Origin of the sequence: Caldimonas sp. (assembly GCF_046291045.1) — a bacterium.
Lineage (GTDB): Bacteria > Pseudomonadota > Gammaproteobacteria > Burkholderiales > Burkholderiaceae_C > Caldimonas.
The window spans coordinates 131,884-144,448 of record NZ_JBKBSL010000001.1 but is presented as its reverse complement, the minus strand read 5'-3'; the positions used below and the strand labels follow the sequence as shown (position 1 = coordinate 144,448).

Annotated in this window: 16 protein-coding genes; 12 read left to right on the top strand and 4 right to left on the bottom strand. The window is 68.9% G+C overall.

Going from position 1 to position 12,565, the window contains the following annotated elements; genetic code table 11:
- Positions 1-22 precede the first annotated feature (22 nt).
- Positions 23-1,504, bottom strand: a complete 1,482-nt coding sequence (locus ACK4ZD_RS00655; RefSeq protein ID WP_409657248.1) for a cryptochrome/photolyase family protein — start codon at positions 1,502-1,504, stop codon at positions 23-25.
- 36 nt (positions 1,505-1,540) lie between these two features.
- Here ACK4ZD_RS00655 and ACK4ZD_RS00650 point away from each other — a divergent pair, with 36 nt between their 5' ends.
- From ACK4ZD_RS00650 to ACK4ZD_RS00625, 6 genes are read left to right on the top strand one after another with little or no spacing between them, the layout of a single operon-like run.
- Positions 1,541-2,122 (top strand): YqgE/AlgH family protein, encoded by a 582-nt coding sequence (locus ACK4ZD_RS00650; RefSeq protein ID WP_409657245.1) that lies wholly within the window; start codon positions 1,541-1,543, stop codon positions 2,120-2,122.
- On the top strand, positions 2,115-2,522 hold the full coding sequence (gene ruvX / locus ACK4ZD_RS00645) for a Holliday junction resolvase RuvX (RefSeq protein ID WP_409657242.1): 408 nt from the start codon (positions 2,115-2,117) through the stop codon (positions 2,520-2,522). Before ACK4ZD_RS00650 ends, ruvX begins: the two co-directional genes overlap by 8 nt.
- Complete coding sequence (gene pyrR / locus ACK4ZD_RS00640; RefSeq protein ID WP_409657239.1) at positions 2,519-3,025, top strand: bifunctional pyr operon transcriptional regulator/uracil phosphoribosyltransferase PyrR; 507 nt, start codon at positions 2,519-2,521, stop codon at positions 3,023-3,025. The genes ruvX and pyrR overlap by 4 nt, the downstream gene beginning before the upstream one ends.
- 19 nt (positions 3,026-3,044) lie before the next feature.
- Positions 3,045-4,007, top strand: a complete 963-nt coding sequence (locus tag ACK4ZD_RS00635; protein ID WP_409657236.1) for an aspartate carbamoyltransferase catalytic subunit — start codon at positions 3,045-3,047, stop codon at positions 4,005-4,007.
- The gene (locus ACK4ZD_RS00630) at positions 4,004-5,323 is read left to right on the top strand and encodes a dihydroorotase (RefSeq protein WP_409657233.1); all 1,320 of its coding nucleotides are present in this window, start codon (positions 4,004-4,006) and stop codon (positions 5,321-5,323) included. The genes ACK4ZD_RS00635 and ACK4ZD_RS00630 overlap by 4 nt, the downstream gene beginning before the upstream one ends.
- A 2-nt stretch (positions 5,324-5,325) precedes the next feature.
- Entirely contained in the window at positions 5,326-6,072 is a 747-nt protein-coding gene (locus ACK4ZD_RS00625; protein WP_409657230.1) for a lysophospholipid acyltransferase family protein, read from the top strand.
- Positions 6,073-6,164: 92 nt separating this feature from the next.
- On the opposite strand, the gene gpmA is transcribed toward ACK4ZD_RS00625, so the two are convergent.
- Positions 6,165-6,908, bottom strand: a complete 744-nt coding sequence (gene gpmA / locus ACK4ZD_RS00620) for a 2,3-diphosphoglycerate-dependent phosphoglycerate mutase (protein ID WP_409657227.1) — start codon at positions 6,906-6,908, stop codon at positions 6,165-6,167.
- Positions 6,909-7,045: 137 nt separating this feature from the next.
- On the opposite strand from gpmA, the gene ACK4ZD_RS00615 reads away from it, so the two are divergent.
- The 5 genes from ACK4ZD_RS00615 (at position 7,046) to ACK4ZD_RS00595 (ending at position 10,336) form a co-directional block, all read left to right on the top strand.
- Positions 7,046-7,456 carry a rhodanese-like domain-containing protein gene (locus ACK4ZD_RS00615; protein ID WP_409657450.1) on the top strand — a complete coding sequence of 137 codons (411 nt, stop codon included), beginning with the start codon at positions 7,046-7,048 and terminating at the stop codon, positions 7,454-7,456.
- A gap of 11 nt (positions 7,457-7,467) precedes the next feature.
- A complete protein-coding gene (gene grxC, locus ACK4ZD_RS00610; RefSeq protein WP_409657224.1) occupies positions 7,468-7,737 on the top strand; it encodes a glutaredoxin 3 in 270 nt (89 codons plus the stop codon).
- Between the two features lie 101 nt (positions 7,738-7,838).
- On the top strand, positions 7,839-8,315 hold the full coding sequence (gene secB / locus ACK4ZD_RS00605) for a protein-export chaperone SecB (protein WP_409657221.1): 477 nt from the start codon (positions 7,839-7,841) through the stop codon (positions 8,313-8,315).
- A 22-nt stretch (positions 8,316-8,337) separates the two neighbouring features.
- Positions 8,338-9,330: an NAD(P)H-dependent glycerol-3-phosphate dehydrogenase gene (locus tag ACK4ZD_RS00600; protein WP_409657447.1), complete on the top strand. Its 993-nt coding sequence runs from the start codon at positions 8,338-8,340 to the stop codon at positions 9,328-9,330.
- A gap of 37 nt (positions 9,331-9,367) precedes the next feature.
- Positions 9,368-10,336 (top strand): Bug family tripartite tricarboxylate transporter substrate binding protein, encoded by a 969-nt coding sequence (locus ACK4ZD_RS00595; RefSeq protein WP_409657219.1) that lies wholly within the window; start codon positions 9,368-9,370, stop codon positions 10,334-10,336.
- A 15-nt stretch (positions 10,337-10,351) separates the two neighbouring features.
- Here the strand turns inward: ACK4ZD_RS00595 and ACK4ZD_RS00590 are convergent, their stop codons facing one another.
- Both ACK4ZD_RS00590 and ACK4ZD_RS00585 read right to left on the bottom strand, forming a co-directional pair.
- Positions 10,352-10,822 carry a tRNA (cytidine(34)-2'-O)-methyltransferase gene (locus ACK4ZD_RS00590; protein WP_409657216.1) on the bottom strand — a complete coding sequence of 157 codons (471 nt, stop codon included), beginning with the start codon at positions 10,820-10,822 and terminating at the stop codon, positions 10,352-10,354.
- A gap of 46 nt (positions 10,823-10,868) precedes the next feature.
- On the bottom strand, positions 10,869-11,588 hold the full coding sequence (locus ACK4ZD_RS00585) for a ComF family protein (RefSeq protein WP_409657213.1): 720 nt from the start codon (positions 11,586-11,588) through the stop codon (positions 10,869-10,871).
- A gap of 24 nt (positions 11,589-11,612) precedes the next feature.
- On the opposite strand from ACK4ZD_RS00585, the gene ACK4ZD_RS00580 reads away from it, so the two are divergent.
- Complete coding sequence (locus ACK4ZD_RS00580) at positions 11,613-12,527, top strand: biotin synthase (RefSeq protein WP_409657210.1); 915 nt, start codon at positions 11,613-11,615, stop codon at positions 12,525-12,527.
- Positions 12,528-12,565 lie beyond the last annotated feature (38 nt).

Here is a 12,565-nt window from a genome sequence, read left to right as displayed (position 1 = left end):
TCACGCTCGGGGCCCCGGAGCCTCAGCGCCCCGCCTGCTTCACGACGGCATAGCGCGCCAGGGTGCGCTCGCGCGCCACCTCGTGCTGCACGAGCGGCTCGGGGTAGGTGGTGCCCAGCATCACGCCGGCGGCCGCCAGATCCACCGGCCGGGCTTTCCAGGGCGCATGCACCAGCGCATCGGGCAGCCGGGCCAGTTGCGGCAGGTAGCGGCGGATGAAGCGGCCGGCGGGGTCGAACTTCTCGCTTTGCGTGACCGGATTGAAGATGCGGAACCAGGGTTGCGCGTCGCAGCCGGTCGAGGCCGCCCATTGCCAGCCGCCGTTGTTGGAAGCAAGGTCGAAGTCGTTGAGCTTCTCGGCGAAGTAGCGCTCGCCCCAGCGCCAGTCGATGCCCAGATCCTTGACCAGGAAGCTGGCCGTCACCATGCGCAGGCGGTTGTGCATGTAGCCCGTCTGGTTCAGCTGGGCCATCGCGGCGTCCACCAGCGGGTAGCCGGTCCGCCCCTGACACCAGGCCTGAAACAAGGCCTCAGCGGTCTTGCCCTGCTCCCAACGGATGCGGTCGTATTCCGGGCGGAAGGCGCGATCCACCACGTGCGGGTGGTGGTGCAGGATTTGCTGGTAGAAGTCGCGCCAGATCAGCTCGCTGAGCCAGGCCTCGGCCCCCCGGGAGCCCGCCTGCATGCGCTCCCAGGCCAGGCGGGCCAGTTCGCGGATCGACACCGTGCCGAAGCGCAGGTGCACCGAGAGGTAGCTGGGCCCCTTGACGGCCGGGAAATCACGGGTGTCGTGATACTGGTCGATGCGCTCCAGGAAGTCCTCGAGCAGCGCGCGTGCGCCGCTGCTGCCGGTGGGGATGGGCAGCGCGTGCAGCCCGGTGCTCGCAAAGCCGAGGTCCGCCAGCGAAGGGGGGCCGTCGCGCAGCCCCTCGGGCCTCGGGGCCAGGGCAGCGGCATGGCGGGCCACCGGATAGGCCTGCACGTAAAAGGGCGTCAGCTTCTTCAGCCAGGCGGTCTTGTAGGGGGTGAACACTCCGTAGGGGGTTCCAGCGGCCGTCAGCAGTTCGTCGGCCTCGAACACCACCTGGTCCTTGCTGGTGTGCCAGGCAATCCCGGCTTCGGCCAGGGCCCCGCGCACGCGGGCGTCGCGCTCGCGCGCCGCGGGCTCATGGTCGTGGTTGGCATAAACCGCCTGCACGCCCAGACGCCGGGCTAGCGCGACGATCTCGTCGCGGGCGCGGCCATGCCGCACGATCAGCCCTCCTTGCTCGTGCCCGTGGGCTTGGGCCAGGGCGCGAAGCTGGGCGTCCAGGTCGACCAGGCTGTCGCGGATGAACTCGACCCGTCGGTCGGCCCGGGGCAAGGGGTCGAGGATCTCCGTGTCGAAGACAAACGCGCACCACACCCGTCGCGCCGAGCGCAGCGCGTGGTACAGAGCGGCATGGTCCTGCGAGCGTAGATCCCGGCGGAACCACACGAGTGCGGTGTCAAGGGACTTTTCCATGGGGCGCGATGTTGGCAGAGGAATAGAATTCCCGCCATGGCCGCAGACCATTGCATCGACCTCACCAACCAGTTCCTGATCGCCATGCCCGGCATGGCCGACGACACCTTTGCCGGCGCGGTGGTCTACCTGTGCGAGCACACCGACAAAGGGGCTCTCGGCTTGGTGATCAACAAGCCCATCGACATCAAGCTCAAGAACCTGTTCGAGAAGGTCGACCTCACGCTGGATCGGGACGACCTGGCCGAGGAGCCCGTTTATTTCGGCGGACCGGTGCAGACCGAGCGCGGCTTCGTGCTGCACGAACCCCTGGGAGAAGACGGCGGCCACTACAACTCCTCGCTGCGTATCCCGGGCGGGCTGGAGATGACCACCAGCAAGGACGTGCTCGAAGCCCTCTCCCACGGGGCCGGCCCCAAGAAGGTGCTCGTGACCCTGGGCTACAGCGGCTGGAGTGCCGGCCAGCTCGAGGATGAGATCGCCCGCAACGGCTGGCTCACCGTGCGGGCCGAGCCGTCCATCATCTTCGACACCCCCGTCCATCACCGCTACGAGCGTGCGCTGTCCCTGCTGGGCATCGACCCCGGCATGCTCACCGGCGAGGCCGGTCATGCCTGAGCCGGCCCAGCGGCTCCTGGCCTTCGATTTCGGCACGAAACGGGTGGGGGTGGCCAGCGGCAACACCCTGCTGGGCACGGCTCAGCCGCTGGGCACGGTGACCGCCCAGGGGCAGGCCCGCTTCGACGCCCTGGGCCGGCTGATCCGCGAATGGCAGCCGCAGGCGCTGGTGGTGGGGGTGCCCTTCCACCCGGATGGCGCCGAGCACGAGAACACCCGTCGCGCTCGGCGCTTTGCGCGCCAGCTCCATGGCCGCTTCGGCCTGCCGGTGCACGAGGTCGACGAGCGCTATACCACCACCGAGGCGCTGGCCGCCGGTGCGCGCGATGCCGATGCGGCGGCCGCCTGCCTCATCCTCGAGCAGTACCTGCGCGAGGCCACCCGGGAGACCCCTGCATGACCATGCTCCACCTCGATGCCGAGGCGCTCTACGTCGAACTGCGCCAAGGAGTACGCCCCCTGCTGCGCCCCGATGCCGTCTTGGTGGGCGTGTGGTCGGGCGGGGCCTGGCTGGCTGAGCGCCTGCAGCGCGACCTGGGCCTGCCCGGCGAGCACGGCGTGATCTCCAGCGCACTGCACCGCGACGACTTCGGCTCGCGCGGCCTGTCCGGCGCGGCCGACCACACCCGGCTGCCCTTCGAGGTGAAGGACCGTCACATCGTGCTGATCGACGACGTCCTCTACACCGGACGCACCACCCGGGCAGTGCTCAACGAACTCTTCGACTTCGGCCGCCCGGCCAGCGTGACGCTGGCGGTGCTGGTGGATCGGGGCGGGCGCGAACTGCCCATCCAGCCGGCCTTCTCCGCTGCTCGGGTGGTGCTGCCGGCCACCCAGCGGCTGCGCCTGGCCCGCAGCGAGGCCGGCCACTTCAGCTTCGACATCCAGACCGCCCAGCTCTGAGCACAGGAACGACGCCCCCATGCTCTACAAACGCAATCCGCAGCTCAACAAGAACGGCGAGCTCATCCACCTGTTGTCCATCGAGGGGTTGCCGCGCGACGTGATCCATCACATTCTGGATACCGCGGGCACCTTCCTCAGCGTGAACGAGCGCGAGGTCAAGAAGGTTCCGCTGCTGCGCGGCAAGAGCGTGTTCAACCTCTTCTTCGAAAACAGCACGCGCACGCGCACCACCTTCGAGATCGCGGCCAAGCGCCTGTCGGCCGACGTCATCAACCTCGATATCGCGCGTTCTTCCACGGCCAAGGGCGAAAGCCTGCTCGACACCATCGCCAACCTCAGCGCGATGCACGCCGACATGTTCGTCGTGCGCCACAGCGAGTCCGGTGCCCCCTATCTCATCGCCCAGCACTGTGCACCGCACGTCCATGTGGTCAATGCCGGCGATGGGCGCCACGCCCACCCCACGCAGGGCCTGCTGGACATGTACACCATCCGGCACTACAAAAAAGACTTCACGAAGCTCACGGTGGCCATCGTCGGCGACATCGTGCATTCGCGCGTGGCACGCTCGGACATCCATGCGCTGTCCATCCTGGGCGTACCCGAGATCCGCGCCGTGGGCCCCAAGACCCTGGTGCCTGGTGACTTGCGCGAGATGGGCGTGCGCGTGTGCCATGACCTCAAGGAAGGCCTCAAGGGCGCGGACGTCGTGATCATGCTGCGCCTGCAGAACGAACGCATGAGCGGAGCGATGCTGCCCAGCGCCGGCGAGTTCTTCAAGAGCTTCGGCCTCACGCCCGACAAGCTCGCCTGGGCTGCGCCCGATGCCATCGTGATGCACCCCGGGCCCATCAACCGCGGCGTCGAGATCGACTCCGCCGTGGCCGACGGCACCCAGAGCGTGATCCTGCCGCAGGTGACCTTCGGCATCGCCGTGCGCATGGCCGTGATGTCCATCATTGCCGGAAACGAAGCATGAAGATCCTGATCAAGAACGGCCGCCTGCTCGATCCGGCCAGCAACACCGACTGCCTGGGCGACGTGGCCATCGCAGCGGGCCGCATCGTCGCGCTGGGCGCCGTGAGTAGCGACTTTCATCCCAACCGCACCATCGATGCACGGGGCCTGGTCGTGGCGCCCGGCCTGGTCGACTTGGCGGCGCGGCTGCGCGAGCCCGGGCACGAACACGAAGGCATGCTCGAAAGCGAGATGGCCGCAGCCGTGGCCGGCGGCATCACCAGCCTGGTGTGTCCGCCCGACACCGACCCGCCGCTGGACGAGCCCGGCCTGGTCGAGATGCTCAAGTTCCGCGCCCGCAACCTCAACCAGGCGCGGGTCTATCCGCTGGGGGCACTCACGCGCCAATTGGCCGGTACCACACTGACCGAGATGGTCGAACTCACCGAAGCCGGCTGTGTGGGTTTCTCGCAGGCCGAGATGGCGCTGGCCGACACGCAGGTGCTGATGCGCGCGCTGCAGTATGCCTCTACCTTCGGGTACAGCGTGTGGCTGCGTCCCCAGGACGCTCACCTGGGCCGGGGCGTGGCTGCCAGCGGGCCGGTGGCCACGCGCCTGGGCTTGTCCGGCGTGCCGGTGATCGCCGAAACCATCGCCCTGCACACCATCTTCGAACTCGTGCGGGCCACCGGTGCTCGCGTGCACCTGTGCCGCCTGAGCAGTGCGGCCGGCCTGGCCCTCGTGCGCGCCGCCAAAGAAGACGGACTGCCGGTCACCTGCGACGTCAGCATCAACCAGTTGCACCTGACCGACGTGGACATCGGCTACTTCAATGCCGACATGCGCCTGACCCCCCCTTTGCGCCAGCAGCGTGACCGTGACGCCATCCGCGAGGCCCTGGCCGACGGTACCATCGATGCCCTGGTGAGCGACCACACCCCGGTCGACGACGACCAGAAGACCCTGCCCTTCGGCGAGGCCGAGCCCGGAGCCACCGGGCTGGAGCTGTTGCTGAGCCTGGCGCTCAAGTGGGGCCAGGAAAGCGGCGTGGGCCTCATGCGGCCGTTGGCGGTGCTCACCAGCGAGCCGGTGCGGGTGCTGGGCGAGGCCCTGGGCTCGCTGGCCTCCAGCACCGGCCGCCTGGTGGAGGGCGGCGTGGCCGACCTGTGCGTCTTCGATCCGCAGGCCCGTTGGCAGGTGCGGCCCGAAGCCCTGCGCAGCCAGGGCCGGCACACGCCGTTCAGCGGCTACGAACTGCCCGGGCGGGTGCTTTACACCGTGGTGGCCGGGCAGGTGGCCTTTGAGGCGGCCGAGCGGCTCGACCCGCACACTGTCTGAGAATGCTGCGTCCACTGCGCGCCGCTTGGCGCCTGCTCCGCGTGGCCGTGCATGTGCTGCATGGCCTGGCCATCGTCCGCTGGCGTTTTGGCGCTCTCGATGCCGCCGGCCGGCGCGAGCGGGTGCTGTGGTGGTCGCGTGCGTTACTGCGCCATCTGGGCATCACACTGGTGGTGCAGGGCACGCCGCGGACGGGGGCCAAGCTCTTCGTGGCCAACCACATTTCCTGGCTGGACATTGTGGCCATCAATGCCACGGCGCCAGCCCGATTCGTCTCGAAAGCCGAGGTGCGCCACTGGCCGGTGCTGCACCAGCTCGTGACGGCGGCCGGCACCCTCTATCTGGAGCGCGACAAGCGCCGCGATGCGCTGCGTGTGGTGCATCAGGTCGCGCAGGCCCTGCAAGACGGCGACACCGTGGCCGTCTTCCCGGAGGGTACCACCGGCACGGGCCATCAACTGCTGCCCTTCCATGCCAACCTGCTGCAGGCGGCCATCGCCACCAGCACGCCGGTGCAGCCCATTGCGCTGCGCTACAGCGACCACCGGGAGGCGGTCAGCTCGGCGGTCGCCTATGTGGGCGACACCACGATCGTGCAGTCGCTGTGGTGGGTGGCCTGCGCCGACGGCCTGCAAGTCACGGTGAGACTGCTCGAACCCCTGGGCTCGCGTCACGCAGACCGGCGTGCGTTGGCGCAGCATGCCCGAGACAGGATCGAGCACGCGCTGAACCCTGTGCAGCCGACGTGAGCAAGCGCCGAGCATCCAGTCAGGGCGAGTCAGGGCGAGCGGCGCTGACGAGCTGCATGGGCGAAGCAGCCCACCTCTGAGCGGCTGGCTCGTCAGGCCTTGCCCTGCCGGGCCACGGCTGCCGCCGCCTCGGCAGCGGCCTGGGCATCACCCAGGTAGTAGCTCCTGATCGGCTTCAGATCGACATCGAGCTCGTAGACCAGCGGGATGCCGTTGGGGATGTTCACGCCGACGATGTCGCTGTCGGAGATGTTGTCCAGATACTTCACCAGGGCACGGATGCTGTTGCCATGCGCCGCGATCACCAGACGCTGGCCTGCACGGATCGCCGGAGCGAGCGTCTCGTTCCAGTAGGGCAGCACACGCGCCACCGTGTCTTTCAGGCACTCCGTCAGCGGGATCTCCTCCGGGCGCAGCCGCGCATAGCGGATGTCGTTGCGCTGGCCGCGCGGATCGTTGGGGTCCAGCGCCGGCGGCGGCGTGTCGTAGCTGCGGCGCCAGATAAGCACCTGCTCGTCGCCGTACTGCCGGGCCATGTCGGCCTTGTTCAGGCCCTGCAACGCACCGTAGTGGCGCTCGTTGAGGCGCCATGAGTTCACCACCGGCAGCCAGGTGCGATCCATCTGGTCCAGCACGTGCCACAGCGTCCAGATGGCCCGCTTGAGCACCGAGGTGTAGGCGACGTCGAAGTCGTAGCCCGCCTCCTTGAGCAGCCGCCCGGCCTGTCGGGCCTGCTCCACGCCGGTGGGTGTGAGCTCCACGTCGGTCCAGCCTGTGAAGCGGTTCTCGAGGTTCCAGGTGGACTCGCCATGGCGGATGAGCACGAGCTTGTACATGCGGGCAATCTCCTCGAGATGGAAGCAATGAAGCGCACCGGCCGACCCGGCGGGAAAACCGCAAATTCTATAATCCGTCCCCGTTGCAACACCGCAGCGACCTGGCTGCGCCAAAGTCACCAAGGGTGTACGTTTCCGTGGACTTCTTCATCAACAACTGGATCCTCATTCTGGCTGCCTTCGTCTCCGGCGGCATGCTCGTGTGGCCGCTGGTCACGCGCGGCGCGGCCGGCAGTGCGGTCAGCCCCAGCGAGGCGGTGCGCCTCATCAACCGCGAGAAGGGCGTGGTCATCGACGTGTGCGAACCGGCCGAGTTCGCCCAGGGGCACATCAAGGATGCAAAGAACATCCCGTTCGGACAGTTGGAGTCGAGCACGCAATTGCCGTCGAACAAGGCCCTGCCCCTGATCGTGGTATGCGCCACCGGCGCACGTGCCTCACGCGCTGCCGCTACGCTTCGCAAAGCCGGTTACCAGAACACGCATGTTCTGGCCGGCGGCATGGCCGGCTGGCGGGAAGCCAATCTGCCGGTCGAGAAGTCCAGTTGAGGGAGAGCCCCGTGCCTACCGTGACGATGTACACCACCCAGGTGTGCCCCTACTGCATCCGCGCCAAGCAATTGCTGCAGCAGCGAGGCGTGCACGACCTGCACGAGATCCGCGTGGATCTACAGCCCGAGGAGCGATTGCGCATGATGGAGCGCACCGGACGGCGCACCGTGCCCCAGATCTTCATCGGCGAGGTGCACGTCGGCGGCTGCGACGATCTGTATGCGCTGGATCAACGCGGTGGCCTCGAGCCGCTGCTGCGAGGGCAAGCCGCGGCCTGACACGCTCCGCGGCGTCGCCAGCCTCGGCCATAATCGATGTTCTGCAGCCCGCACACCAACCGTCGGTTGCGGGCTTTTCACTTTCCGAGGACGATTCCATCATGGCCGAGCAAGACCAGACCCCCGTGTTCCAGATCCAGCGCGTCTACCTGAAGGACCTCTCGCTCGAGCAACCCAACTCGCCGCAGATCCTGCTGGAGCAGGAGCAGCCCCAAGTCGAGATCAACCTGGGCATCGAGGCCCAGCCCGTGGCCGACGGCATCTTCGAAGTGGCCGTGATCGCCACCGTGCACACCAAGATCAAGGACAAGACGCTCTTCCTCGTCGAAGCCAAGGAAGCCGGCATCTTCGAGATCCGCAACATTCCCGAGGAGCAGGTCAACCCGATCATCGGCATCGCCTGCCCGCAGATCGTCTATCCCTATTTGCGCGCCGTCGTGGCCGATGCGATCACCCGTGCCGGCTTCCCGCCCGTGCATCTGGCCGAGGTGAACTTCCAGGCCATGTACGAGGCCCAGCAGGCCCAGGCCCAGACCCAGGGCAACGGTGGCGGCTCGCCGATCATCACCAACGCTTGAGGGCCGGGGTGCGTCCATGCCCCTGAGCCTGAGCATCCTTGGCGCCGGCGCCTGGGGGACGGCGCTGGCCATCCGTGCGGCGGCTCGCCATCCCACCATGCTGTGGGCCCGTGATGCGGCCCAGATCGCGGCGATGTCGGTCGAGCGCCGCAACCAGCGCTACCTGCCCGAGGCATCGTTCCCCGAGGGTCTGCAGCTCACGGCGGATTTCGACACGGCCGTCGCCCATGCCGAGGGCGGCCTGCTGGTGATTGCCACGCCGATGGCGGCGTTGCGTGAGACGCTGGCACGTCTGCCGCGTACGGCGCGAGCCTGGTGGCTGTGCAAGGGCTTCGAGGCCGGCACCGGCCTGCTCGGTCACGAGGTGGCGCGCGAAGTGTGCCCCGAGGTGCCCGTGGGCGTGCTGTCCGGCCCGAGCTTTGCACAGGAGGTGGCCCGCGCCCAGCCCACCGCCCTGGTGGCGGCCAGCGTCGACGAGGCTCTGCGTGACGCGGCGGTCGAGGCCTTCCATGGCGAGGCCCTGCGCATCTACCCTTCGGCCGACCCGGTGGGCGTCGAGGTGGGCGCAGCGGTCAAGAACGTGCTGGCGATCGCCTCTGGCGTGTGCGACGGCCTGGGCCTGGGGCACAACGCCCGCGCGGCGCTCATCACCCGCGGCCTGGCCGAGATGACACGCCTGGGCCTGGCGCTGGGCGCTCGCGCCGAGACCTTCATGGGGCTGTCGGGGCTGGGCGACCTGGTCCTCACTGCCACCGGCGACCTGTCGCGCAACCGTCAAGTGGGCCTGCGCCTGGCCCGCGGGCGGGCCCTGCCAGACATCCTGCGCGAACTCGGTCATGTGGCCGAGGGGGTCTACAGCGCCCGCACGGTGGTCGACCGAGCCCGTCGGGCCGGCGTGGACATGCCCATCTCAGCTGCCGTGGTGGAGTTGCTGGACGCCCGACTGACGCCTGCGCAGGCCGTGCGACTGCTGATGTCGCGCGCCGTCACCGAAGAATTCAAACCCCCGGCCTGAGCTTGTGGGGCCGGCCGGCAATGAGCAGGAGACCCTGATGCAACGACGACACCTCTTGGCGGCGGTGGCCGCCACACTCGCCGGTGCGCTGCCCGCGCGCGCCCAGGACTGGCCAGCCCGCCCCATCCGCATGATCGTGCCTTTTCCGGCCGGCACCTCGCCCGACCTGGTCGCCCGCATGGTCAGCGAACCCCTCGGGGCGGCCCTGGGCCAGAGCGTGGTGATCGAGAACCGGCCGGGCGCCGGCGGCAACATCGGCACCGGGCTGGCCGCCAAGGCCGCCCCAGACGGCTACACCTTCCTGTTCACCATCCAGGGCCCGCTGGTCACCGCCCCGATGCTCAACAGAAGCCTGCCCTACGACCCCGTCCGGGATCTGGCGCCGGTCACCCTGGTGGCCACCAGTCCGAACGTGCTCGTCGTCGATCCGCGTCTGGGCGTGGACACCCTGAACGACTTCGTGCGCGTGGCTCGCTCGCGTCCAGGCCAGCTCAACTACGGCTCGGTGGGCAACGGCAGCGCATCGCACCTGGCGATGGAACTGTTCAAAACGCGCGCTGGCATCGACCTCGTGCACGTGCCCTATCAGGGCTTCCCGGCCGTGGTCAACGCCATCCTGGCCGGCCAGGTGCAGGCCGGCTTCATGGTGCCCGGGCTGGCGATGGGCCAGGTGCGTGCCGGCAAGCTCAAGGCCCTGGGCGTGACCACGCTGGGCCGCAGCAGCGCTTTGCCGGAGCTGCCCACCTTCGTTGAGCTGGGCTACCCCGACTTCGAGGCCATCTCCTGGCAGGCCGTGCTCGCTCCGGCCGGCACCCCCAAGCCCATCATCGACCGCGTGGCCTCGGAGCTGGTGCGCATCATCAAGAGCGATGAGGTGCGCACGAAGATGCTGGGTCAGTACTTCAGCGCCGTCGGCACGGCCCCGCAGGCCCTGGCCCATCTGATGCACAGCGAGCGCGAGCGTTGGGGTCGCGTGATCCGGGCGGCCGGCGTTCAGCCCGAGTGAAGCCAGCGGGCGTTTTCAGCTGCCGCCGGCATAACCCAGTTGCCGCCAGGCATCGAAGACGGCCACGGCCACTGCATTGCTGAGATTCAGGCTGCGCTGGCCCGGCCGCATCGGCAGGCGCACGCGCTGCGACGGCGCGAAGCGCTCGAGCAACGCGGCATCGAGCCCACGGGTCTCGCAACCGAAGACCAACCAGTCGCCCGCGCGCCACTGCATCGCTGCCAGCGACTGACTGGCGCGCGTCGTGAAAGCGAACAGCCGATCCGGCGGAGGCTCGGCATCGCGCAGCAGGGCCTCCCACGAAGCATGCCGCAGCACGTTGGCGTACTCGTGGTAGTCCAGTCCGGCGCGACGCATCAGGCGGTCTTCCATCGAAAAGCCCAGCGGCTCCACCAGATGCAGCGTGCACCCGGTGTTGGCCGCCAGCCGAATGACATTGCCCGTGTTCGGCGGGATCTCGGGCTCGACCAGGACGATGTGGAACATGGCGTGCATTGTCGGGCACGCCGGCACTCCCGGCGCCTCAGGCGCCTCAGGCGCTCGGCGTGCGCGTCAGCACCCAGGCGTGCACCGCCTGGGCGCCGGCATGACGCAGGGCCTTCGCCACCGCGGAGATCGTCGCGCCGGTGGTCATCACGTCATCCACCACGGCCACGCGCCGGCCCTTCAGATCGGCGCCGCGCGGCTGCGGCACGGTGAAGGCTCCCCGCAGGTTGCGCTGCCGCTCAGCCAGATCCAGCCCCACCTGCGTGGGTGTCTCGCGCCGGCGCAGCACCAGATCGCTGCGCGCCGGGCAGCCCAGGCGGACGCCGAGACGCCACGCCAGTTCCCAGGCCTGGTTGTAGCCGCGCTCGGCCAGTCGGCGCGCCGACAGCGGCACCGGCACGATGCAGTCGATCGCCGCTGGCGCGTCGTACCGCTCGACGGCAGCGAGCAGGTGTTGCGCCAAGGTGTCGGCCAAGTCCAAAGCGTCGTGGAACTTGAAGCGCTCGACCAGCAGATGCCAGGGATAGGCATGGTCCCAGACCGCGACCGCATGATCGAAGGCCGGCGGATGCGTGACGCAGCGCCCGCAGCGAGGCTGGCCCTGCGGCGCCGGCGCCGCGCAGCCGTTGCAGCGCCAGCGCGGCGGCGCATGCCGCTGCAGGCAGTCGCTGCACACCCGCCCGTCCTGCCAGCTGCGACAGATCGCGCACTGACTCGGCAGGCGGCGTCCCAGGCGTTCAGCGGCTTGGACCAAGCGTGAGAACATGGGCGCTCAATATACTGCGGGCCCATGCCCGATCCCTCCTCAACGATGGCAGCAGCGCCGACCTCGCCGAGCCAGCGCAACCTCGACCCCGTCGCGCTGGACGTGCTGTGCCGTCGCTTCGGCGGCCCAGTGCCGTGGCTTCACCAGGAGGTGGCCCAGCGCATGGCCGCTCGCCTTGCGATCGTGAAAGCACGGCCCTCGCGCATCCTGAACTGGTGGGCGCAACAGGGCGGCGGCCACGAGCTGCTGCGCCGGCATGCCCCGCGCGCGCAGATCCAGGCCGTCGAGACGCGCGCCGTGCTGCAACGCCAGGCCGACGAGTCGCCCTGGTGGCAGCGCTGGCGGCCCGGTCGCAGCGCGGCGCTGGCCGACGATGCGGTGCCGGCGCGTTCGGCGCAACTGCTTTGGTCGAACATGATGCTGCACTGGGCGGCCGACCCCGTCGAGGTGATGCGGCGATGGTACGAGGCCCTGGAGGTCGACGGCTTCGTGATGTTCTCCTGCTTCGGGCCGGACACATTGCGCGAAGTGCGCACCGTTTTTCAGCGCGACGCTTACGGACCCGCCGGGGTGGACTTCGTCGACATGCATGACCTGGGCGACATGCTGGTCCACGCCGGTTTTGCCGACCCGGTGGTCATGGACATGGAGACCCTCACCCTGACGTGGGACAGCAGCGAGCGCATGCTCGCCGAGCTGCGCAGCCTCGGGCGCAACATTCATCCCCAGCGATTTGCCGGGCTGCGCACCCCGCGCTGGCGCGAGCGCTGGCTGACCGGGCTGCCGCGTGGCGAGGACGGTCGCTGGGCGCTCAGTTTCGAGATCGTCTATGGACACGCCTTCAAGCCCGCTGCGCGCGTGAAGGTGGCGGCCCAGGCGCAAGTGTCCTTGGACGACATGCGCGCCATGGTGCGCAGGGCCCGCCCGCTGGGTCGCTGAGCAAGGAGGGCGGACGATGTGCACAGGTCTTGACCGGG